This is a genomic window from Chitinophaga sp. HK235, from assembly GCF_018255755.1.
Classification (GTDB): Bacteria; Bacteroidota; Bacteroidia; order Chitinophagales; family Chitinophagaceae; genus Chitinophaga.
Genome location: NZ_CP073766.1, coordinates 7903512 through 7926020 on the forward strand (window position 1 = coordinate 7903512; position 22509 = coordinate 7926020).

Genomic DNA, 22509 nt, shown 5'->3' on the forward strand with positions numbered 1-22509 from the left:
AATTTTTTTTAATGCTGATAATGAAATGATTAGGAGAGAAGGTATAATAGCAGCAGAAGCAGCAGCAGCCAGTTGCGCAGCTGCTGGTTGACAAAACTCCGTAAAAACTGTAATGCGAGTTGCATCTGTTTTTTAACGGTATGAACAGAGATATTCAGTTCACGGGAAATTTCTTCATTACTCAAACCCTGTTTACGGGCGAGATAGATCTTTCTCCGTGCAGGGGGGAGCGAAGCAATGGCGGTCTGCAGCATTTGTTCGTACTGATGTTCACGGACAGCATGGTCCGTATCATTGGCATAACCCGGATGCTGCATCTCGAGATAAGCCATGGCCTTCTGTTTCACCAGTTGGCGGCGGAAGCTGTCGTAGATATAGTTACGCGTAAGGATGAAGAGATAGTCAGCAAAGTCTTCTACGGCAACAAGCGCATCCCTTTTTAACCATACTCTCAGGAATATCTCCTGCACTACTTCACCTGCTGCGGTTTCATCTTTCAGATATAACATGGCGGCATTAAACACCTGTTGGCTATAGGTGTGAAAAATACGCGTGTAGGCGGCCTCGTTACCAGCTGCTATTGCTTTTAGGTGCTCTCTTTCATCCGGCATAGATGACCTGGACAATATCTGTTTAGATTTTTTCTTCCGCCTAAATATAGGAAACAAATCGGAATCTGTATTTCATCACCTGATTTTAGCAGTGGCCAATGGTGAAACGTAAAACTATTTAGTGCCGCCAGCTGTTCTAACAGGATACGGTTGATTATAAACGATAAAAAACATAGTATATGAAAACAGTGAAAGTATGTTTCGTCCTGTTGCTGTTATGTGCTCTCCCGGGGCTAAGGACTGTAGCCCAGGATCAGGAAACCATACTAAGAGCAGAACGTATCAATAAACAAGACCTGCCGCCGGAAGTGCTGGCTGCCTATATGCAAAAATTTCCTACAGCCAACCTCACCCAGATCATGAAGCTCCCCGCAGCAGTATTTAAAAAGGAATGGCTCATAGAAGAACAAAATGCTCCCAGCCCCAATGATCAGTTTTATACACTCAGCATGAAGGGAAAAGGGGTAGACATCGAAGCGGTATATGATGCGCAAGGCAACCTGATCAGGGCCAGTGAAAGAGCAAAGGATGTAACATTGCCGGTAAAGATCGATGAATACATTGGCAGTCATTACGAAGGGTTCCGTATTCTCAAAGACAAGGTGAGAAGGCTGATCACCCCTACTAAAGTAAAAGCAGAATGGGAAGTGCTGATTGTAAAAGGCGATGATCTCAGACGCCTCTTTTTTAATAAAGATGGAGACTTCCTCAAAGAAAGAAGATGAGTATGATAAAGCTGTTCAGGGGCGTAGCCCTGTTGTGGATTATATGCACGTGGCTGCTGCCCCTGTCTGGCCGGGCACAGGGAGATCCTTTGCCTTCCTGGAATGATGGTTATGCAAAAGAAGCTATCATCCGTTTTGTGACAGCCGTCACCACCGAACATTCAGCCCAGTATGTACCGCCGGAAGACCGGATCGCCACTTTCGATAATGATGGAACGTTGTGGGCCGAAAAACCTGTGGTGCAGGAGATGTTTGTGATGTTCCGTATCAACCAGATGGTGATGCAACATCCGGCCCTGAGGAATAAACAGCCCTTCAAGGCCGTGATCGAACGGGATAAAAAATTTCTGAAGAACATGGGCCGTAAAGAACTCCTCGAGCTGATGGACCTTACCCATACGGGCATGACGGAAGCCGACTTTCGCAGGGTAGCCCTGCAGTTTTTTGAATCAGTGCGTCATCCGGTATTAAACGTGCCCATCGCACAACTGGTGTATCAACCTCAGGTGGAATTACTCAATTATCTGCGTTACAACCAGTTCAAGACATTTATCTGTTCAGGTGGCACCGCTGAATTTATGAGGACTGTATCCTGGCAGTATTATGGTATTCCGCCGGAACAGGTGATAGGCTCTACTTTCAGATATCAATATGTAGACAGTGCAGGCGTAAACGATATTATGCGTTTGAAAGGACTCAGCACACTCAACGATAAAAAGGAGAAGCCGGTAAATATCCAGTATTATATTGGCAAGCGTCCTATTCTGGCCTGTGGTAATGTAGGCGGTGGTGGTGATATCTACATGCTCCGCTTTTGTCAGGGAAACACTTATCCCTCCCTGCAGTTGCTTGTTCACCATGATGATGATGACCGGGAATTTGCTTATGAAGAAGATGATAACCAGTCGTTGAACTGGGCCCATCAATATGGCTGGAATGTAATCAGTATGAAAAACGACTGGCAGGTTGTTTTTGTAAGATGAAACTTCTCTTAGGCTCCACTGCTCCTGATTTCTGAAAAAAATGATCTATTTTCAGGCCTTCCCATATGGGAAGGAAACAGTAACATCAGGTATGAATCATCAGTATTATCCACTCAGGACCGTACAGGTAACCAGGTACGTGACTCCACTGCGGGAAGGCGGTTCGCTGCCAGCCCTTGCAGAGGCCGACGACGGCTTCCTGTATGTGTTGAAATTCAGAGGCGCAGGACAAGGCGTAAAAGCATTGATTGCAGAACTCATTGGCGGAGAAATAGCCCGGGCACTGGGCCTGAAAGTGCCGGAAATTGTATTTGCAGGCCTGGACACCGATTTCGGCCGTACCGAAGGAGACGAGGAAATACAGGACCTCCTCAAGTCGAGCGTAGGACTTAACCTGGCCCTGCATTATCTCTCCGGCTCCGTTACCTATGATCCGGTAGTCACCACTATCGATCCGGTCCTCGCTTCAAAGATCGTATGGATGGATTGTCTGCTGACCAACGTAGACCGTACCGTGCGCAATACCAATATGCTCATGTGGCACCAGGAGCTGTGGCTGATAGATCACGGTGCGTCCCTTTATTTTCATCATTCCTGGGACAACTGGGAAGAACAGGCCATCAGGCCTTTTGCCAAGGTAAAGGACCATGTGCTGCTGCCGCAGGCTTCTGAACTGGAAGCAACAGACAGTGCTTTCCGTACTATCCTTACACCGGAGCGTATCCGCGCTATTGTAGACATGGTGCCGGAAGAATGGCTCGATGGTCCCGAAACCATTACTGCGGCGGAACGCAGGGATGTATATGCACAGTTTTTAACCACGAGGATAGCCTCCTCAGCAATTTTTGTAAAAGAAGCAGTATATGCAAGAAAATCACTTATATGAGTACGCCGTTATACGCGTAGTGCCACGGGTGGAGCGGGAGGAATTTCTCAACGTAGGTGTTATGCTCTACTGTAAAAAACAAAAATTCCTGCAGGCAAGTTATCACCTCTGTGAAACACGGTTGCGTGCATTATATCCCGATATTAATATCCCGGAAGTACAGGCTTATCTCTGTGCTATTGAAAAAATATGTGCAGGCGGCCCCCAGGGTGGCCCTATCGGTATGCTGGACCTGGCTTCCCGTTTCCGCTGGCTGACTGCTACCAGAAGCACTATTATTCAAACCTCCAAAACACATGGCGGCCTGTGCATAGACGCAGCAGCCACCTTGCAAAGGCTGCATCAGCAGCTGGTGCTCTGAGAATTAAAAATATTAAATGAGGTAATCCGTCCTGATCTGAAACAACAATAATTTCTCTGTAATGGCTGTCAGTTCACGGAGAGGAATACACGCCAGAATATAATTGTCTATACCGGGATTCAGGCGGATGATCCCCATTTCATACTGCTGCAGTTGATCGTTTACGAATTGCAGGTATTCAGTATCTATCGGTGTGCTGGCATAACTTTCCGGGTATTGAAAAGTGGTGTTCCAGTATAAGGTGCCCAGCTGGTTGAGTGCTGCGATTTCATTGGCAAGTGGCCGGTGGACGGGTATTTCGGCCAGCAGCCCTTGTGAGAGCAGGCCGTCGAACAATGCTATGGGCACACTAAAGGCAGGCGCATCGGCCAGCCCTCTTTTTTCACTGTCATCCTGATAAGTGTTGTGAATGTAGGCATAAGGATATTCCGCCGCCAGGATGACCCGGTTGAATATAGCCGTGGCCGTTAGTTTAAATGCTTCCAGGTCATCAGTGGGATTCAGCATCCATATCAAATGCCATAATTGTTCTTTATTGATAGCAGTTTTATATTGCGCATTCCATGTCTCTCTGGAACTTACTATTTCCTGTGCCCTGGAGAAATAACGGCGTAGTTCCCTTTCCTGTGGCGAATCCCGGACTATATCTTTCCATTCATTATCTCCATCATCATAAAGACAAATCATGAGATCATTTTCTTTCAGCAGAAAAAAAGACAGGTCTGTGCGATGATTCATGATAAAGATGGAGTCGTACTCCTGTTCACCCGGTAAGTGTCCGGCCCTCGTAAAACTGACCACCCATTTGTCTTCCACCATGGTGAGCTTATCCATATCCGGCGGATAGAGACTGTTTTGATGCAACCGGTAAAAATCATCCAGGGTAAGGCGGGTGTGCAGAAGCCCTTGTTTAAAAACAGGCTGGCCTTCTTTTATTTTATGGATCAGGTCTGCATTTCCGGCAAAGAGATAATCATCCTTCATCAGTTCTGTGACTGCTTCCGGTAGCAGGATATCATGCCAGTTGCTGAAGTCCGGTGTAGCTATATGCCAGCTTCTGCAAAAGGTAACAGCATTCACTTTCCCATTGACATTGGTATGGTGGTCATCTTCTATCCATAAGCCGGCATGAAGATCTCCTTCAATGTGTACCTCACCATGGTTGTAATATCCGATGAAGGTGTGGAGAACGTTTGCATTGCCTTTGACAAGTATTTCGGTACAACCCGCTACCAGATTGTCGCAGGTAAGGTTGCCCTTTACCAGCAGAAAGGCAGAATAGGTGTCCAGCTCATAATCGATAATGGCATTGTGTACATGAAGATGGCCGTTAAAAATCATTCCGGCAATATCTTCTTCTACATAAATATCATAGAGGTCTATATACTGGTCTGTTTCCACATCTGTTTCAAATACCAGTACTTTCAACTCGGGATGGTAGCTGTTGAGTAGTCGGAAGTCGTAGTGGAGTTCATTAATAAGACCCGTGTTGATGGCATCGGTTAATAATATCGGGTTACCTTGACTTAACATGTGATGAAATAGTTTATTTAAATCTGTGTTCACTGAAACAATTGAAGAATAAAAATACCGAAAAGAATTATTTTGTCTGCCATGAACTTCAGAATCCTTCTCCTGTGCTGCTATGTGGTGGCCTGTGTTTCCTGTGTCTCCCGTCCTTATACGGTGATCAATAAAGGTATTGCCGGTAATAATACCAGCGACCTGCTGGCAAGAGTTGATAAAGATGTGCTGGCGTTGCATCCCGACCTGGTAGTGATGATGGTGGGGACCAATGATATGATCAACTCCAGTAAGCTGGTGAGTGAGGAGCAGTTTGCAACGCAGTACCAGAGCCTGGTGCAGCAGTTGCGGAAGGAGGGAGCAGTAGTGGTGCTGATGAGTTCTCTGCCGGTAGACACGGGGTATCTTTTTCAGCGGCATCCGCGTGCGTTGTATCCTGTAGATCCTAACCGGAAGCTGGATGATGCCCGGACTATTGTGCAACAGATAGCGGCCACGGAACAGGTGTATTTCCTGGATCTGCGGGAGATTTTCCAGCAGCGTGGAGAGCCTGTCAGAACAGCCTCCTCTCTGATCGTGAATGCAGCCAATATGGGCAGGGAAGACGGTATTCATCCTACCGCAGAAGGGTACCGGTTTATAGCAGATCAGTTGTACCGCTATCTGAAGGTGCACCGACTGTTGCGTAAACATCATTGTATCCTTTGTTTTGGAGACAGTATTACTTACGGAGCGTTTATGGAGGGGGCAGGTACTGATAACGGGAACACCTATCCGGCGTTTCTGAAAAAGTTGTTGAATCCTTAGCTATTATAGATACTGAGGTCCTTTTTATACAGGGCCGGATATCCTGCTGCCTGCAGGATCACTTTCTACAAACCACTACCAGCCAACATTTTTTCTTTGTTTTTAAAATAATTAATTAATTATAGGTTTGTTTTTTAAAAGAATTACTATATTGAGGTCTGTAATGGCAATTATGTTATAAAGTATGCTCTTTTGGCCATTTATTTTATAAAAGCAACCAAAATTCTACACACGTTCTGATGAAACTAAAGTTATTAGTCACCAGTGTATGGCTAGTGCTGTTCTTGTCTGCCTATGCCGGAAATGGCCATCAACTGATCTTCTGCGGCAGTACACACTACGACCTGTACCACCTGCCGGAAAAGGAGTCCTATACACTCAGACAGTATCACACTGCTGCGGAAGGCGGCGGAGTTACCTGCGATACCCTGCATACACAGCTGAAACGCAGCGTGATAAGCTCCACTGCATTCGGAGCGCAGCTGAAGCCCGTGAGCATTCCAGGCATCAACGACTGCGATATTATGCCAGTGAAAGCTGAAAACCCGATGCTGGTGCTGGCTAAAGTGACCGGACTCAGCGACGTACAGGCCTCCCCGTTACCTTTTCAACAGGGTAGCCTGATGCTGGCTAACACCTAACGTTAAAGCCTATATGAATACTGTAACCAAAATAATGTTCGAAGAATAAATTAATCATCAACCTGTAATCATCCGGTACAACCATACAATGCTGGACTGTGTCAACCATTAATTTTTAAGTCAAGTTCATTTTATCAATCAAAATTCGTTTTCTATGGGAAAACTAGCACGCCGCTGGCGAACAGGCAGCATCCTGCTGCTGTTACTCGCCATCCTCCAACATCCGGAGGCCTTTGGGCAGAAAAGCTTTTTATTTAAAGGAAGAGTAAAAGATGCAGACGGAACACCGCTCATCGGTGTGAACGTAGTCATGAAAGGCACCGTTAAAGGTGGTACTACCAATGCCAATGGTGATTTCCAGTTTTCCGGAACTACGGCAACGGCTACACTGGTTTTCTCTTTTGTGGGATATAAGACAAAGGAAGTGGAAGCCAGCAGCCAGCAGGAAGTAAACATCTTCCTGGAACCGGCCAACAAACAAATTGGTGAAGTGGTAGTGGTAGGTTATGGCACCCAGAAAAAAGTAAACCTTACTGGCGCCGTATCAGTAGTAGACGGAAAAACGATGAACACCCGTTCTGTGGCTTCGGCCTCCCTGGCCTTACAGGGTGTAGCGCCGGGTGTAACGGTTACACAGCAGTCCGGTGTACCAGGTGGTGATGCGGGCACTATCCGTATCCGCGGTATCGGCTCCATCAATGCGGGTCAGAACCCGCTGGTACTGGTAGACAACATCGAGATGAGCCTCGATGCGATTGATCCTAACAACATTGCCAGCATCTCTGTATTGAAAGATGCCGCCGCTGCCGCTATCTACGGTTCCCGTGCAGCCAACGGCGTTATCCTCATCACTACCAAAAGAGGGATCAGCGGCGTGAACGTAAGTTATAATGGTTATCTCGCCAAACAATCACCTACCAATCTACCTAAAAAAGTGGATGCGCTGGACCACATGAAACTGTGGGACGTGGCGCAGGTCAATAGTGGTTTGCCTCCTGCTTTTACCCAGCAGATCGCGGATTATGAAAAACTGGGACCAGACAATTTCGCCCGCTATAATACCAACTGGAAAGACCTGATCCTTGTCAACAATGGTATCATGCATAATCACAACCTGAGCCTGTCGGCCGGTACAGATAAGATTAAAGTGTTTGGCTCCGGTGGTTACCTCGATCAGAACGGCCTCACCGCCAACACTAACTTCAAACGCCTCGACCTGCGCTTTAATACAGACATCGCACTCACCAGCAAACTGTCTGCTTCTGCGGATGTAGTGGTAAACAGGTCTGAGCGTACCTGGCCCGGCCAGTCTAATCCGCAGAGCATCATCCGCGGTATGATAGGCCTGCCGGCTATTGCACCCGGTCAGTTTAATACCGGTGAATGGGGAGAAGGATGGTCTAACATGAACCCCGCTGCACAGGCTAAAGACGGCGGCTTCGACAAACGTGTCACTGATTCCCGTATCCTCACCGGTACCCTTACCTACAAACCGATCAAAGGCATGGAACTGCTGGCCAGCTATAGCTCCAACACAGCCAATGGCCATGCAAGACAGCTGCAGGATCAGTACAAGATCTACACAGCGGATGTAGCCAACAACAAACTGCTCTTTGCCCGCAACTGGCCTGCCAACAACGCTTTGTACGACAACACTTCACAAACCACCCGCAACGTGTTCCGCTCTCAGGCCAGCTACAACTGGAATATGGGTCAACATGGTTTCGCTGTACTGGGCGGTTTCACCACAGAGTTGTTTAAAACAAGTTATATCAACACACAGCGTCAGAACCTGATTTCTCCTTCACTGCCATATCTGGATGCTGCAGATCCGCTCGGACAAACACTTTCCGGGTCACAAAGTGAATACGCCATGGCCTCTGCCTATTCCAGGATCAATTACAATTACAAAGAAAAATACCTGCTGGAACTTAATGGCCGCTTTGATGCGTCTTCCCGTTTCAGAAAAGACAACTGGTGGAAACTCTTCCCCTCTGTGTCTGCGGGCTGGAGAATTTCTGAAGAAAATTTCTGGAAGTCTATCAGCAATGTTATTAATAGTGCCAAGATCAGAGGTTCCTATGGTGCATTGGGCAACCAGGACCTGGTGGTAGATGGTGTGCCCAACTATTATCCTACTTATGCGATGTATAGCACCGGTAACGCTAACAACTATTACTTCGGTAATGTGGTGAATGCCGGTTATGCGCTCAGTACTGCTGCCAATCCTTACATCCGGTGGGAGACTTCCAAAATAATGGACGTAGGTGTGGACTTCACCACACTCAACAACCATCTGACTGTTACGGCCGACTATTTCAAACGTAACATCATAGACATGCTGCAGCTGGATGGTGTACCCGCTTATGTGGGACTGGGCGCGCCTTTTGTAAACATCGGCTCTATGCGCAACACCGGTTGGGAACTGGGTATCGGCTGGAAAGACCGTGCCGGTGAGTTCACTTATTCCGTACAGGCCAATCTTTCTGATGTAAAAAATGAAGTGGTGAGCCTGGGTGGTAAAGAATACATTAATGGTGCATTCATCATGCGGGAAGGTTATCCCTTGAATTCCTACTACGGCTATCAGGCCCAGGGCCTGTTCCAGTCGCAGGAAGAGGTGGATAAAGCGCCTTTCCACTTTGCCAATACCAAACCCGGAGATATTCGTTATGCAGACATCAGCGGTCCTAACGGCAAGCCGGATGGTAAAATCGATGCCTACGACCGCGTGGTGCTGGGCAACTCCTTCCCCCGTTATGAATACAGCCTTAACCTCAACGGCCAGTACAAAGGATTTGATCTGAATATATTTTTGCAGGGTGTAGGCAAACGTAACAACTATATGTCCGGCACCGGTGCACAGCCTTTCTATTCCGCCAGTTTCCAGGGGACGATGTTTGAGCACCAGAAAGATTACTGGACACCAGACAATCCCAATGCTGCCTATCCCAGGCTGACGGCTAACAGTATCGCCAACAACTACGTGACTTCTTCCTACTGGATGCGTTCCGGCGCTTATCTGCGACTCAAAAACGTAGTACTGGGCTATACAGTGCCCAAATCTCTGACCAGCAGGGCAAAGATTAAATCCGTAAGGGTATATGTGAGCGGACAAAACCTGTTCACCTGGGATAAGTTCTTCCCTGGTTTTGATGTAGAGCAGACGAATACTGCAGGAGAGTTTTACCCGATCATGAGAACTTACACCGTTGGCCTTAACGTAAACTTCTAAGCCATGAAAAAACTTATTTATAAAATAATTGGTTGCACTTTTTTCCTGGCCAGCATGTCGGGTTGCAACAAGTTCCTGGACAGGGCACCGCTGAGCGCTCCAGCCACCGGCACTTTTCTGAATAATGAAAATGAGATCAATGTTTCCCTGACAGCGGTGTATGCCTCCATCAAATGGGAGTTTGGCCTGGTGCCTTACCAGTCTGGTTCTGATGCATGGACCGATCTGGCCATCCTGCGTGCCAACGATCTGGGAGAAGGAACTTTTGATACCTACAACGCACATCCCAAAGCACTGTGGACGTTTGCCTATGCTACCATCCAGCGTGCCAATACCATGCTCGATGGCATGGTGAAAGCCAAAGCCAGTGTGCCGGTGGCCACCTACAACCGTATGGAGGCAGAAGCCAGAGTACTGCGTGCCTGGTCTTATTTTTACCTGGCCTTTATGTTTGGAGATGCGCCGTTGATCACCAAACCACTACAGCCTACTGATTTTTACAACCAGAAACGTGCACCCAAACAGGATATTGTAAAATTCATCTACGCTGAACTGGATGAAGCCGCCAAATCACTGGACTGGTTGCCGGCTGTAAGAGGCAGAGTGAGCAAGTCGGTAGCTATGGGCCTGAAAGCCCGTACAGCCTTGAACAATAAAGACTATCAGATAGCTGCCGATGCGGCCAAACTCGTGATAGATAATGCAGGCATCTCCCTGAATCCAAAATTCCAGGACCTGTTTACCCGCAGTGGTCAGAAACCCAATGCAGGCAATGAAATCATGCTGGAAGTACTGTATACCGATGCACTGGCCAGTTCCATCACCTACCTGCCGCTGGGTAATGCTTCCCGCGCTGCAGGCGGACAGTCAGGCCGTTTCCCTACACAGCGCCTCGTGGATATGTTTGAGTGCAACGATGGTAAAAGAATTGATGAATCATCCAAATACGACCCGCAGAACCCTTCTAAAAACAGGGACCTGCGCCTGAAATACACGGTGTCTCTGCCTGGCGATACGCTGACTATGAACAACACCACTTTTGTGTATGATATCTACAAGAATACTACTTCGTTCAAAAATGCAGATGGTACCTGGTCTGTAAAAACCAATGCAGATTACGACAATGCCTTTGGCCCTTCCAAAAGCGGTGTCGGTTATCTGTGGACCAAATACACCATGACCGATGAAAACGTGTTCCTGGCCAAAGTGAGTTTTATCCTCATGCGTTATGCAGAAGTATTGCTGACTTATGCCGAAGCAAAAATTGAACTGGGACAGCTTGATGGTACTGTGACAGCGGCTATCAACAAAGTAAGACAACGTGCCGGTCAGCCTGTGGTACCCACTGCTATCGAAACAGATCAGACGGAGCTGCGCAAACTGATACGCCGCGAACGTACCGTAGAACTGGCTGTAGAAGGTTTCCGCTGGTTTGATATCCGTCGCTGGGAGATTGCAGACCTGGTGATGCCCGGCAAAGTAGTGGGGATCGCCAAAAGCGCTGCTACCATGCCATCCATCCCTAACTTTAAAACTTCCGCAGTACACGACCTGAACAGCATTCCGGATTATACCGGCCAGCTGGACCTGCGCTACACCAGAGAAACACGTTTCTGGACACCGAAACTGATGTTGCTGCCGGTACCGCAATCGGAGCGGGATATTAATCCGGGGCTGACGCAGAACAAAGACTGGTAACTATATCATAAAAATCAGTTTAAATCATATTTATCACAGTTATATGAAGAGAAGGAATTTTTTGGGAATGCTGGCGCTGAGTGGTGGTGCTGTTGTAGCCAAACCGGTATTGGGATTGGCTGAGCAGAGCCAGGGGAAGGTAAAGGCGACGGCGAAGGGGAAACGTCGGATGGAGACGATAACGGCCGACCTGGTGATTGCTGGTGGCGGACTTGGAGGAGTGGCGGCTGCATTGGCAGCACTGCACAACAAACAAACCGTGATCCTGACAGAGGAAACAGACTGGATAGGCGGGCAGCTGACCCAGCAAGGTGTGCCGCCGGATGAACATCCGTGGATTGAAACCCATGGTGCGCCGGCACGTTACCGTGAATTGAGAAACCGTATCCGTGAATATTATGTACGCTACTATCCGCTCACGGCTGATGCCCGGCAACGACCGCAACTCAATCCGGGTGACGGTGCCGTGTCGAAGCTTTGTCATGAGCCCAGAGTGGCATTGGCCGTGATGCAGGATATGTTGGCGCCTTTTATCAGTAATGGCAGTCTGGTGCTGCTTACAGAGCATAAGGTGGTACGTGCACAGGTAGAAGGCAATAAGGTATTGTCGCTGGTGGCGCGGAATCTGCGTACCGGTGAGGAGTTGATTTTAAAAGGCAGTTATTTTTCGGATGCTACTGAAATGGGTGATCTGTTGCCCATGACAGGGACCGAATTTGTGACAGGGACAGAATCCAGGCGGGATACCGGCGAGCTGCATGCACCGGAAAAAGGCAACCCTGAAAATAATCAGGCTTTCACGGTATGTTTTGCGATCGATTATGTACCGGGCGGCAACTTCGTGATTGATAAACCCGCTGAATATGATTTCTGGCGTAACCACGTGCCGGCGCTGACACCCGCCTGGTCGGGCAAACAGCTGGACCTGCACTACTCTGATCCCCGTACGCTGAAACCCAAGCTGCTGGGCTTCCATCCGGAAGGCGTCAAAACAGGCGATGCGCTTAATCTGTGGAACTACCGGCGTATCATCAATAAAGCCAACTTCGAAGAAGGGCTGTACGCCGGTGATGTGACCATCGTCAACTGGCCGCAGAATGATTATATGCTGGGCAACCTGATCGGCGCCAGCGCGGAGAAATTCCATTATCATGTGGGAAGGGCCAAACAGCTCAACCTCTCCCTGTTGTACTGGCTGCAGACAGAGGCTCCGCGTCCGGACGGCGGCAAAGGCTGGCCTGGCATCCGGTTGCGCAAGGATATTATGGGCACCGCCGATGGTATGGCAAAATATCCCTATATCCGGGAGGCGCGTCGTATCAAGGCTAAATTCACCATCCTGGAAGAACATGTGGGGGCCGAACAACGGGCACAGAAAGCGGGGCAGACTCAGGGCCTGAAAGCCGCCACCTTCCACGACAGCGTAGGAGTGGGGTATTATCATATCGACCTGCATCCCAGTTGTGCAGGCGTGAATTATGTAGACTTCGGGTCTTTGCCTTTCCAGATTCCTTTGGGTGCCTTGTTACCCAAAAGAATGGAGAACCTGCTTCCTGCCAACAAAAACATTGGCACCACACATATTACCAATGGCTGTTTCCGCCTGCATCCGGTAGAATGGAGTATAGGAGAGGCTGTAGGGCTGCTGGTGGCTTTTGCCCGCAGCAAAAATGTGATACCCGGACAGGTGTGGGAACAGGCATCACTGCTGAAGGATTTTCAGGATTATATCCGGGCACAGGGCGTGGAAACGGCCTGGCCGGCACAATCATAGGTTGTAATCATTTTTTCACCTTTATGCGAGCAATGCCGCCTTTTTTCGAAAAGGCGGCTTTTTTTATGGCGGTCCCATATGCAAATGCCGAAAATATCCAAGTGACCAGATTATCTGATTTGTTTTATATTAGTCCCGGAATGAAAATTTAGAACGCACTGTGAACATACACGAGGACAGGATACTTTTTTCGCGGATTGCAAGTGGGGATGAAGCAGCTTTTCGTATACTGTATCATCGTTATAATGCAGTGCTGTCTGTTTCTGTACGGAAATTGCTCCGGTCAGAAGAAACTGCAGCAGAGGTGTTGCAGGAAGTTTTCCTGAAGGTATGGCTGTTGAGACATACCCTTGAAACCATCGAAAACCCCGCCGGATGGATGTATACCATGGCATCCAACTACTCCCTCTCCATACTCAGAAAAATTGCCCGCGAGAAATACCGGGTGGAAGCGATTACCCATGATGATATAGAAGACAGCCTGGATGTAACAGAAAAGTTCCGGGTGAAGGAACTGCAGGGCCATATTAAAAATGCCATTGAGCAACTGCCGCCGTCCCGGCGGGAAGTATTTGTAATGAATACACAGGATGGAAAATCCCGTAAGGAGATTGCCGAAGCTCTCGATATTTCAGAGCATACGGTTAAAAACCAGCTGGTCACCGCCCGGAAGTTTATCCGGGAATACCTGGAAAAGCATACGGGAGAAGGCTTGCCGGTATTGCTGATAGGGATGTTGTTAAGAATTTTTTAATTTTTTTTCAGATGGCATAGTACAGTTGGTTTTTTTATGCGTCTGAATCAGTAAAAGCGGGAACCGACAGTGGAAGCAAAAGAATATTACAGGTTTTTGTTGCAACGTTATTACGAAGGTTCTGCTACCGCGGCAGAAGAGGAAGAGCTGTTTGCAGAGCTGGGGAAACATGCCGATGATGAAGCGTGGGTGGCATTAATGGATGAGCTGCATGCCGTAGCTGTCGCAGATCCGCAATATAATCCCGCGGAGTATGAGCCGGTGCTGCAGGGTATTCTGCAAGCCGGTGAAAGTCCGAAAGTGCATCGTATAGCAGGTTGGCGCCGATGGGCTGCTGCAGCGGTGTTGTTGTTTTCCGCCGGCGGTTATTACTGGTGGCAGCATGGGGCGCGCAATATATTGTCTGATGCACCGGTAGCGGTGGCAGCAGATGTGCTGCCGGGTAAAAACGGGGCGGTCCTCACGCTGGCCAACGGCCAGCAGGTAGTGCTGGACAGCCACGGTGATGGCCTCATCACGAGCACCCAGGGCACACAGGTAATATTAAAAAACGGACAGGTGGAATACAAGCCTTCCGGTAACGGCACCCCTGTTAATAACACCTTGCATACACCACGCGGACGAAAGTTCAGAATGCAGCTGCCGGATGGCACGCAGGTATGGCTGAATGCCGCCAGCTCCCTCTCTTTCCCCACAGCCTTCACCGGTACGGAAAGAAAAGTGGAACTGACAGGGGAAGCCTATTTTGAAGTAGCCAAAGACCAAACGAAACCTTTTGTGGTAAGCCTCAGTAACAATACTTCGGTGAAGGTACTGGGCACCCACTTTGATATCAGCGCCTATACCGATGAACCGGGCATCAGCACTACCTTGCTGGAAGGCGCCGTACAGGTGAATGTTCCTGAGCATAGCAGCACACTGAAACCAGGCCAGCAGCTGCTGTTTAATAAAAATGCCGGCACCGTGGTGTTAAATAAAAACATTGATACGGCTGCGGTGATGGCCTGGAAAAACGGTGTCCTGAGTTTTCAGGATAAAAAACTGACTGCCGTGATAGCCATGATAGCGCGCTGGTATGATATAGAAGTCACCTATGCTACCACGCCGCCGGATATCACTTTCGTAGGAGAAATAGGCAGTGATGTAAATCTTTCCAGTGTCCTTACATTTTTGAGAGAGTCAGGGATACAATTTAATCTGGAAGGAAGGAAACTGATCATAGGAAAACAGTAATCAATAATAAACAATCAACAACAATCAGCCAACAAAGCGTATCTGTCGATACGTTATGAAAAAACAGTGAACAACCAATTCAAATATCAATTTATTGTCTGCCTGTAATAGAAAACCGAAAGTGCTTCGACCCACTTCCGGCTGGATGGTTACAGCCATGCAAAACAGTTGAGTGTTCTGGTACTCTATCATTTTTTACAAGCCAAACCGCTACAAAGTTATGCAAAAAACTGCTCTTTGTAACCAGGCGAGCTATGTCCCTAAATCAACCGGGGTGCGTAGCAGAAGCTGGTTACCAACCAAAATGCTGCTAGTCATGAAGCTGACGTTTTTCTTTCTTACTGCTGTTATGTTGAATGTAAGTGCTGCCGGATATGCACAGCTGATCACCTGGTCGGGTAAGAACGTGCCGGTAGAGAAGATTTTCAGCATTATCCGTCAACAGTCGGGCTACACGGTGGTAGCCAGCCGCGAAGTGTTGCTCAAAGCACATCCGGTGACCCTGAATGCGGAGAATATGCCGGTAACGGATTTCCTTGAGCTGGTGCTGAAAGACCAGCCATTGAAGTATGTGATTGAAAACAAATCCATCTTTATTTCTCCTAAAACAACATCCCGCGGTGGTCTTTCTATCACCATGGAAGCCGCCACTCAGCTGGATATCAGAGGAAAGGTTACCGACGAAGCCGGTAACCCCCTGCCCGGTGTGTCTGTAAGAGTAAAAGGTACAGCACAGGGTATTTCTACCGGCACGGATGGTGGCTACACGCTGCATATATCGGCTGATGGCCCGCAGGTATTACAGTTTACCTACCTGGGGATGATACCCCAGGAGGTGACCGCTACCAGCAGTACTACTATTAACATCGTGATGAAAGCAGCGGTGGAACAACAGAATGAAGTGGTGGTAGTAGGTTATGGTACTAAAAAAAGGAGTGATGTGACTGGTTCTATCTCTTCTGTTCCTACAGAAAGACTGAAGAATCAACCGGTGAGCAACGTACTGCAGGCTATCCAGGGTTCCGCTGCTGGTATCAATATCGTTAATAACACCAGCAAGCCAGGTAGTTCTCCGGCCTTTTATCTCCGTGGTATTAAATCCATCAGTGCCAGCAATGCCCCGCTGATCGTGCTGGACGGAGTACCTTTCAGTGGTGATTACAATGATATCAACCCAAATGATATCGCCTCTATTGATGTACTGAAAGATGTTTCCGCTTCTGCTATTTATGGTGCCAGAGGTGCCAATGGTGTTATCATGATCACTACCAAAAGAGGCAAATCAGGAAAACCTGTAATCGCCTATAACGGTTACGCAGGTCCGGAATTTCAATCGAATGTAATGAAGAATATGAACGGTGAGCAATACCGTACCAAGAACCACTGGTACAATATTCAGGCAGGACGTCCTACTGCACCTGACCTGCCTTATCTCACCGAACAGCAGAACTTTGCCAACGGTACGCCGGAAGTAAACTGGCAGAAGGAAATCGGCCAGCAGGGATTTATTCATAGCCATGAGCTGAGTATCTCTGGTGGAACAGACAATGTAAAATATTATGTGTCCGGCACCTATCTGAAACAAGATGGTACAATCAAAGGTTATCAGTTCAATCGTAGCAGTATCCGCGCCAACATCGACGCCAATGCTACTTCCTGGCTGAAGACCGGCCTCAATCTGTTTTTGGTGAACAATAACAGCGATGGCGGCAGGGCAACCCTGTTTGATGCCAACTCCCTCAGTCCTTATGGCTCACTCTATAATGCCAAAGGGGATTATGAAATATATCCGATTGCTCCGCAGACATTATATCAAAGCCCGCTCATCAACGTATACAATCCGGGCCTGAACCGTAGCAAAAACGTGACTGCCAGCGGTTATGCAGAAGTAGCGCCCACCTTCCTGAAAGGTTTAAAATACCGTGTGAATGGTTCCTACGCTTTCAGACCTGTAAGGCAGGCCGACTACTGGGGCCGTAAAGCCGGTGATATGCTGGGCACAGCCAAAGTATACAACGAGGAAAAAAGACAATGGATCCTGGAGAATCTGTTGAGCTACGCTACCAGCTTCGGAAAACACGGATTGGACTTCACCGCTTTATATAGTGCACAAAAGGATGAGAGGTTCACCTCACAGCTGGATGCCAACACATTTATCAACGACAACCTCGATTTCAACAATCTGAGCAGCGGCCAGGTACAGAAAACAAAATCGGAATATTCAGGTAGCAGCCTGCTGTCACAGATGTTCCGTGCCAACTACACCTATGACAGCCGTTATCTGTTGACCGCTACCATCCGCCGCGACGGCTTCTCCGGCTTCGGTGCCAGCAACAAATACGGTGTATTCCCATCCATAGCTGCCGGCTGGAATGTACATAATGAAAAGTTCATGGCTGCAGTGCCGGTGATCTCCCAACTGAAACTCCGGGCTTCTTATGGTAAATCCGGTAATCAGGCCGTAGGCGCTTATCAGACCCTGACCCGTTTAAACACCGTTCAATATATCTATGACGGAACTACTGTGATTGGTGTGGTGCCCGACAAACTGGGTAATGCAAACCTTAAATGGGAAACGACTAAAGGTCTTAACGTAGGTATTGATTTTGCCTTGTGGAATAATCGTCTGAGTGGCACCGTGGAAACCTATAGCACCAACACCTACGACCTGTTGCTCAGCAGAAGAATTCCTGCTATCACCGGCTATACCACTGTATTTGATAATATCGGTAAAACTGCCAACAGAGGATTGGAAATTCTGTTGAACAGCCGTAACATCCAGGGTAATGACTTCACCTGGCAAACTTCTTTCAACATCTCTTTCAACAAAAACAAAGTAGTGTCTTTGTACGGAGATAATAAAGATGATATTGGTAATAACCTGTTCATCGGAAAACCGCTGCTGGGCATCTATGACTACACCATGACGGGTGTATGGCAGGAAGGAGAAGATATGAAGTTGGACCCTGGTGTGAAAGCCGGTTATCTGAAATTTGCAGATCTCGATAACAATGGAAAAATAGATGCCAATGACCGTTCTTATCTGGGCACGCAACTGCCTAAATATATTGCCGGCCTGACCAATACTTTTACCTATAAAAATTTCAGCCTCAATATTTTTATTCAGGATGTACATGGTTCCCTGCGTCCCAATTATCTCCTGGACAACCGCGATCAGGGCGGCACTGTAAACCTGCCTGCTGATATTCCTTACTGGACTTCTGAAAACAAGATCAATACCAATCCTTCGCTGGTATATACCAATCCAAGGGGATACAAGTATGCGCAGGACGCTTCTTTTATCCGTATCAAGGACATTACCTTCAGCTATACGTTCGATAAAAAATTACTGGAACGCTATAAAATCGGTAACCTGATGATGTACTTCAGCGGCCGTAATCTGGGCACTTTCACCAAATGGCAGGGCTGGGACCCTGAAACAGCGCCTATCAGTGCTGTCAATTCTGCCACAAAAATAGATAATGGCCAGGGTGTTGGTTCGCAGAGTTCCGATTTTTATCCGCTGACCGCTACCATTGTGTTTGGTGTTAATATCAGTCTGTAACTTTTAAATGCTTTTGTAATGAAGAAATCATCTTATATATACGGCATGCTGTTGGCAGGAATGGTAGCCACCGGCACCACTTCCTGCAGTAAACATTTTCTGGATGAAGAGCTGAAATCCAGCTATGCGCCGGACAATACGCTGGTAGACGAACTGGGATTTGAAGCAGCCAGCACTGGTATGCTCAGCATTATGCGTAATGATTATGGTAATATTCAGGGGTTGCTGGCCACTTTTTATGTGGGAACGGATATGGCCATCACTGGTCAGCCAAATACCACGCAGGCGCCTTATGAAGACTACCGCAACCTCAACTCTCAGACCGGCTCTGTATCTACCATCTGGACCTGGAACTATAAAGTGATCAACGCTGCCAATAACATTATTGCCGGCACTGATAATCCCAAAGCAACCCTCACGCCGCAGCAGCGCGCTTTTTATAAAGCTGAAGCCAGCTTTTTCAGAGCTTATGCCTATAACCAGCTGTCCATCCTCTATGGTGGCGTGCCACTGATAAAAGCGCCGGTGACCGTGCCTCGTACAGATTATGTGCGTGGTTCGGAAGCAGAAGTGATCCAGCTGATCATTGACGACCTCACCTTTGCGGAAGCCAATCTGCCTGATCCGGCGAACGTAAAGAAACAGGGCCGTATTAATAAATTCGCCGCTTCCCAGTTGCTCGCGGAAGCGCTGCTGCGCGCCAACAAACCGGCAGAAGCAGAAGCTGCAGCAAAAAGAGTGATCGACGGTAAATTTTTTAGTCTCACTACCGCCCGTTATGGTGTAAAAGCATCCCTGCCCGGTGATCCGTTTGCAGATATGTTCACCTACGGTAATATGCGCCGCAGCCAGGGTAACAAAGAAGCGATCTGGGTGATAGAGCAGCAGTACAACATCCCCGGTGGTGGCAGTACTGAATTCGACCAGCGCAGACGTGAATGGGGTCCTTTTTATGTTAACGTGTCCGGTATGAAGGTATGTGATTCCCTCGGTGGCCGCGGTATCGGCAGGATCAGGCCTACCAACTGGTGGACTTATGAACTGTATGAGAAAAACGATATGCGTAATTCTCCCTACAACATCCGTCGTACCTATTACTACAACGACCCGGCTTCTTCCAAATATGGCCAGCAGGTGATGGTGAGCGGATTCGATACCATTCAGAACATCTACGCACACACCACCAAATGGTATGAGTTCCAGCCACAGGATATTCAGGGTGCACAATCTTACAAAGACAGGATCCAGATGCGCCTCGGCGAAACTTATCTGCTCCTCGCGGAAGCACAGCTGCAGCAGGGCCGTCCGGCGGATGCTGCTGCCAGTATCAATGTGATCCGTGCCCGTGCAAACGCAACACCGGTGCAGCCTGCCGAAGTAACCATGGACTACATCCTGGATGAAAGAGCCAGAGAACTCACTGCGGAAGAGCTGAGAAGGCTCACCCTCATCCGCACCAAAAAACTGGTAGACCGTGTACGCAAATACAATCCTAAAGTAGCACCCACCATCAGCGATTTTAACATCCACCTGCCGATTCCGCAGTCCGAAATCGATGTGAATAAAGATGCGGTGTTATTGCAGAATGATGGATATCAGAAATAATTGTTTATTTGACATTTAAATTTTTCAGACTGATTTATTTTCATCATGAAGAAATTTTCAGCAACAAGCATCCTGTGCGCATTCCTGTTTTTACAGGGATACGCACAAGATGGCAGAAAAGTGGTCCCTTTTAATGACAACTGGTCTTTCAGAAAAGGAGCGCTGACCACCGATAAAAACCAGCCGGATACCGGCTGGGTAGATGTAACGGTGCCGCATACCTGGAATAACAAGGATATGCAGGAAGGTAAAAACTTCTATGCAGGGGAAGCCTGTTACCGTAAAGTGTTTACAGTAGATTCCTCGCTGAAGGGTAAAAGATTGTTCCTGCGTTTTGAAGGAGTGGGATCGGTTGCCGGTCTGTATGTCAATAACCGTTTGATCGGTGAACATAAAGGATCTTATTCCGCCTTCTGTTTTGAGATCACACATTCTGTAAAATATGGTGCTGAAAATACCATTGTGGTGAAAGCCAACAATACTGCAAGGGAAGATGTATTACCCATCAATCACTTCCTGTTCGGCATCTTCGGAGGGATCTACCGGCCGGTAAGCCTGCTGGTTACGAATGATATCAATATCACCACTACAGATTATGCTTCTCCCGGCATCTATATCCGCCAGGGAGAAATCAGTGATAAAAAAGCAGCGATCAGTGTTACCGCTAAAATCGAGAACAAACAGCTGCATCACAAAGACGTAGTGATACAAACCATCATCAAAGACCATCAGGGCAAACAAGTGGCCATCAGCAGCAAAAAAGTGAATGTCAGCCCGCAGGGCATTAATATCATTCATCAGGACTTGCAGGTAGGCAATCCGCATCTGTGGAACGGACTCAAAGATCCTTATCTCTACTCATTGACTACCTCCGTGGTGGCTGATGGTAAAACGCTGGACGCTGTAACACAGCCGCTGGGTATCCGCCGTTTTGAAGTAGTACCAGGCAAAGGATTTTTCCTGAATGGCAAACCCTATATCATGCATGGTGTCACCCGCCACCAGGAATGGCAGGACTGCGGCAATGCGCTGACCAACGCACAACACAAGGCTGATCTGGACATGATCCGGGAAATAGGTGCCACCACCATCCGCTTTGCGCATTATCAGCAGGCCGAATATCTGTATGCCCAGTGCGACAGTATGGGCTTTGTGATATGGGCAGAAATTCCTTTCGTTAACAACGCATCCGGCAAAGAAGGGGATAATGCCAAACAGCAGATGACAGAACTGATCCGGCAGAACTTTAACCATCCTGCCATCTACGTGTGGGGGCTGCACAATGAAGTATATGCCAAAACACCGGATGAACATGTAGCGGTGCTCACCCGTCAGCTGAATGATGTGGCCAAAACAGAAGACCCCGACCGCTATACCACAGCTGTCACCGGTTATGGTGAGATGGACCGCCCCGCCAATCTGGCGGCGGATATACAGGGTATGAACCGTTACTACGGCTGGTATGAAGGAAAAATCGAAGACCTCGAAGGCTGGGTGAAAGGGCTGGAGCAAAAGTATCCCGACTATAAACTGATGCTCACCGAATACGGTGCAGATGGCAACATCAACCAGCATACGGATACGCTGTCTACCAACTTCAATCCGGTGAACGGACAGTTTTTCCCGGAGACTTATCAGACAGCGACGCATGTTAAACAATGGGCTATCATAGAAAAACATCCGTATATCGCGGCTTCCTATCTCTGGAATACGTTTGAATTTGCAGTACCCATGTGGAACAGGGGAGGCGTGAATGCCCGTAATCTCAAAGGACTGATCACCTACGACCGTAAACAAAAGAAGGATGCGTTTTTCTGGTACAAGGCCAACTGGAACCCGGAGCCGATGATTTATATCGCTGAACGCCGTAACAATATCCGTAAGCAGGCGAATGTAAAAGTGGAAGTATTCAGCAACCTGGAGAAAGTCACCCTTACCGTGAATGGCGGAGCTGCGCTGAATGCCAGAACAGGAGCCAATAACAGGGATTTCCTTTTCGATCCTATCGTCCTGAAACCCGGCGACAATACTATCACTGCTACGGGTATACGAAATGGTAAAGTATTCTCGGACACGATTACCTGGCAATTACAGGCATCGGAATAAA

The 22509-nt window shown here is 48.0% G+C and carries 16 protein-coding genes; 14 read left to right on the forward strand and 2 right to left on the reverse strand.

The genetic code is table 11. The annotated features are described in order from the left end of the window. Nucleotides 1-29 precede the first annotated feature (29 nt). On the reverse strand, nucleotides 30-626 hold the full coding sequence (locus tag KD145_RS30460) for an RNA polymerase sigma factor (protein WP_212003564.1): 597 nt from the start codon (nucleotides 624-626) through the stop codon (nucleotides 30-32). 164 nt (nucleotides 627-790) lie between these two features. Here KD145_RS30460 and KD145_RS30465 point away from each other — a divergent pair, with 164 nt between their 5' ends. From KD145_RS30465 to KD145_RS30480, 4 genes are read left to right on the forward strand one after another with little or no spacing between them, the layout of a single operon-like run. Beyond that, entirely contained in the window at nucleotides 791-1336 is a 546-nt protein-coding gene (locus KD145_RS30465; protein WP_212003565.1) for a hypothetical protein, read from the forward strand. Further along, nucleotides 1333-2319, forward strand: a complete 987-nt coding sequence (locus tag KD145_RS30470; RefSeq protein ID WP_212003566.1) for an HAD family phosphatase — start codon at nucleotides 1333-1335, stop codon at nucleotides 2317-2319. Before KD145_RS30465 ends, KD145_RS30470 begins: the two co-directional genes overlap by 4 nt. Nucleotides 2320-2359: 40 nt before the next feature. After that, nucleotides 2360-3205, forward strand: a complete 846-nt coding sequence (locus KD145_RS30475) for a HipA family kinase (RefSeq protein WP_249219656.1) — start codon at nucleotides 2360-2362, stop codon at nucleotides 3203-3205. Further along, a complete protein-coding gene (locus tag KD145_RS30480) occupies nucleotides 3183-3566 on the forward strand; it encodes a DUF3037 domain-containing protein (protein ID WP_212003567.1) in 384 nt (127 codons plus the stop codon). Before KD145_RS30475 ends, KD145_RS30480 begins: the two co-directional genes overlap by 23 nt. A 12-nt stretch (nucleotides 3567-3578) precedes the next feature. Here the strand turns inward: KD145_RS30480 and KD145_RS30485 are convergent, their stop codons facing one another. Continuing rightward, nucleotides 3579-5099: a hypothetical protein gene (locus KD145_RS30485; RefSeq protein WP_212003568.1), complete on the reverse strand. Its 1521-nt coding sequence runs from the start codon at nucleotides 5097-5099 to the stop codon at nucleotides 3579-3581. A gap of 81 nt (nucleotides 5100-5180) precedes the next feature. On the opposite strand from KD145_RS30485, the gene KD145_RS30490 reads away from it, so the two are divergent. From KD145_RS30490 to KD145_RS30535, 10 genes are all read left to right on the forward strand, one after another. Then, the gene (locus KD145_RS30490) at nucleotides 5181-5897 is read left to right on the forward strand and encodes a GDSL-type esterase/lipase family protein (protein WP_212003569.1); all 717 of its coding nucleotides are present in this window, start codon (nucleotides 5181-5183) and stop codon (nucleotides 5895-5897) included. A 239-nt stretch (nucleotides 5898-6136) separates the two neighbouring features. Beyond that, the gene (locus tag KD145_RS30495) at nucleotides 6137-6538 is read left to right on the forward strand and encodes a hypothetical protein (RefSeq protein ID WP_212003570.1); all 402 of its coding nucleotides are present in this window, start codon (nucleotides 6137-6139) and stop codon (nucleotides 6536-6538) included. Between the two features lie 154 nt (nucleotides 6539-6692). Further along, nucleotides 6693-9773 (forward strand): TonB-dependent receptor, encoded by a 3081-nt coding sequence (locus KD145_RS30500; RefSeq protein ID WP_212003571.1) that lies wholly within the window; start codon nucleotides 6693-6695, stop codon nucleotides 9771-9773. A gap of 3 nt (nucleotides 9774-9776) precedes the next feature. After that, complete coding sequence (locus tag KD145_RS30505) at nucleotides 9777-11471, forward strand: RagB/SusD family nutrient uptake outer membrane protein (protein ID WP_212003572.1); 1695 nt, start codon at nucleotides 9777-9779, stop codon at nucleotides 11469-11471. A 43-nt stretch (nucleotides 11472-11514) separates the two neighbouring features. Further along, the gene (locus KD145_RS30510) at nucleotides 11515-13245 is read left to right on the forward strand and encodes an FAD-dependent oxidoreductase (protein ID WP_212003573.1); all 1731 of its coding nucleotides are present in this window, start codon (nucleotides 11515-11517) and stop codon (nucleotides 13243-13245) included. 160 nt (nucleotides 13246-13405) lie between these two features. Beyond that, nucleotides 13406-13999, forward strand: a complete 594-nt coding sequence (locus KD145_RS30515; protein WP_212003574.1) for an RNA polymerase sigma factor — start codon at nucleotides 13406-13408, stop codon at nucleotides 13997-13999. Between the two features lie 69 nt (nucleotides 14000-14068). Then, nucleotides 14069-15232 carry a FecR family protein gene (locus tag KD145_RS30520; protein ID WP_212003575.1) on the forward strand — a complete coding sequence of 388 codons (1164 nt, stop codon included), beginning with the start codon at nucleotides 14069-14071 and terminating at the stop codon, nucleotides 15230-15232. Nucleotides 15233-15548: 316 nt separating this feature from the next. Then, nucleotides 15549-18797: a TonB-dependent receptor gene (locus KD145_RS30525; RefSeq protein WP_212003576.1), complete on the forward strand. Its 3249-nt coding sequence runs from the start codon at nucleotides 15549-15551 to the stop codon at nucleotides 18795-18797. 18 nt (nucleotides 18798-18815) lie between these two features. Beyond that, nucleotides 18816-20402 (forward strand): RagB/SusD family nutrient uptake outer membrane protein, encoded by a 1587-nt coding sequence (locus KD145_RS30530; RefSeq protein ID WP_212003577.1) that lies wholly within the window; start codon nucleotides 18816-18818, stop codon nucleotides 20400-20402. 45 nt (nucleotides 20403-20447) lie between these two features. Beyond that, on the forward strand, nucleotides 20448-22508 hold the full coding sequence (locus KD145_RS30535) for a glycoside hydrolase family 2 TIM barrel-domain containing protein (protein ID WP_212003578.1): 2061 nt from the start codon (nucleotides 20448-20450) through the stop codon (nucleotides 22506-22508). Nucleotide 22509: the final 1 nt, after the last annotated feature.

Bases quoted from the DNA above. Each gene is read 5' to 3' on its own strand.
- KD145_RS30465 (WP_212003565.1), top strand. From the start codon at position 791: ATGAAAACAGTGAAAGTATGTTTCGTCCTGTTGCTGTTATGTGCTCTC.
- KD145_RS30470 (WP_212003566.1), top strand. From the start codon at position 1,333: ATGAGTATGATAAAGCTGTTCAGGGGCGTAGCCCTGTTGTGGATTATA.
- KD145_RS30475 (WP_249219656.1), top strand. From the start codon at position 2,360: ATGATCTATTTTCAGGCCTTCCCATATGGGAAGGAAACAGTAACATCA.
- KD145_RS30480 (WP_212003567.1), top strand. From the start codon at position 3,183: ATGCAAGAAAATCACTTATATGAGTACGCCGTTATACGCGTAGTGCCA.
- KD145_RS30485 (WP_212003568.1), bottom strand. From the start codon at position 5,099: ATGTTAAGTCAAGGTAACCCGATATTATTAACCGATGCCATCAACACG.
- KD145_RS30490 (WP_212003569.1), top strand. From the start codon at position 5,181: ATGAACTTCAGAATCCTTCTCCTGTGCTGCTATGTGGTGGCCTGTGTT.
- KD145_RS30495 (WP_212003570.1), top strand. From the start codon at position 6,137: ATGAAACTAAAGTTATTAGTCACCAGTGTATGGCTAGTGCTGTTCTTG.
- KD145_RS30500 (WP_212003571.1), top strand. From the start codon at position 6,693: ATGGGAAAACTAGCACGCCGCTGGCGAACAGGCAGCATCCTGCTGCTG.
- KD145_RS30505 (WP_212003572.1), top strand. From the start codon at position 9,777: ATGAAAAAACTTATTTATAAAATAATTGGTTGCACTTTTTTCCTGGCC.
- KD145_RS30510 (WP_212003573.1), top strand. From the start codon at position 11,515: ATGAAGAGAAGGAATTTTTTGGGAATGCTGGCGCTGAGTGGTGGTGCT.
- KD145_RS30525 (WP_212003576.1), top strand. From the start codon at position 15,549: ATGAAGCTGACGTTTTTCTTTCTTACTGCTGTTATGTTGAATGTAAGT.
- KD145_RS30530 (WP_212003577.1), top strand. From the start codon at position 18,816: ATGAAGAAATCATCTTATATATACGGCATGCTGTTGGCAGGAATGGTA.
- KD145_RS30535 (WP_212003578.1), top strand. From the start codon at position 20,448: ATGAAGAAATTTTCAGCAACAAGCATCCTGTGCGCATTCCTGTTTTTA.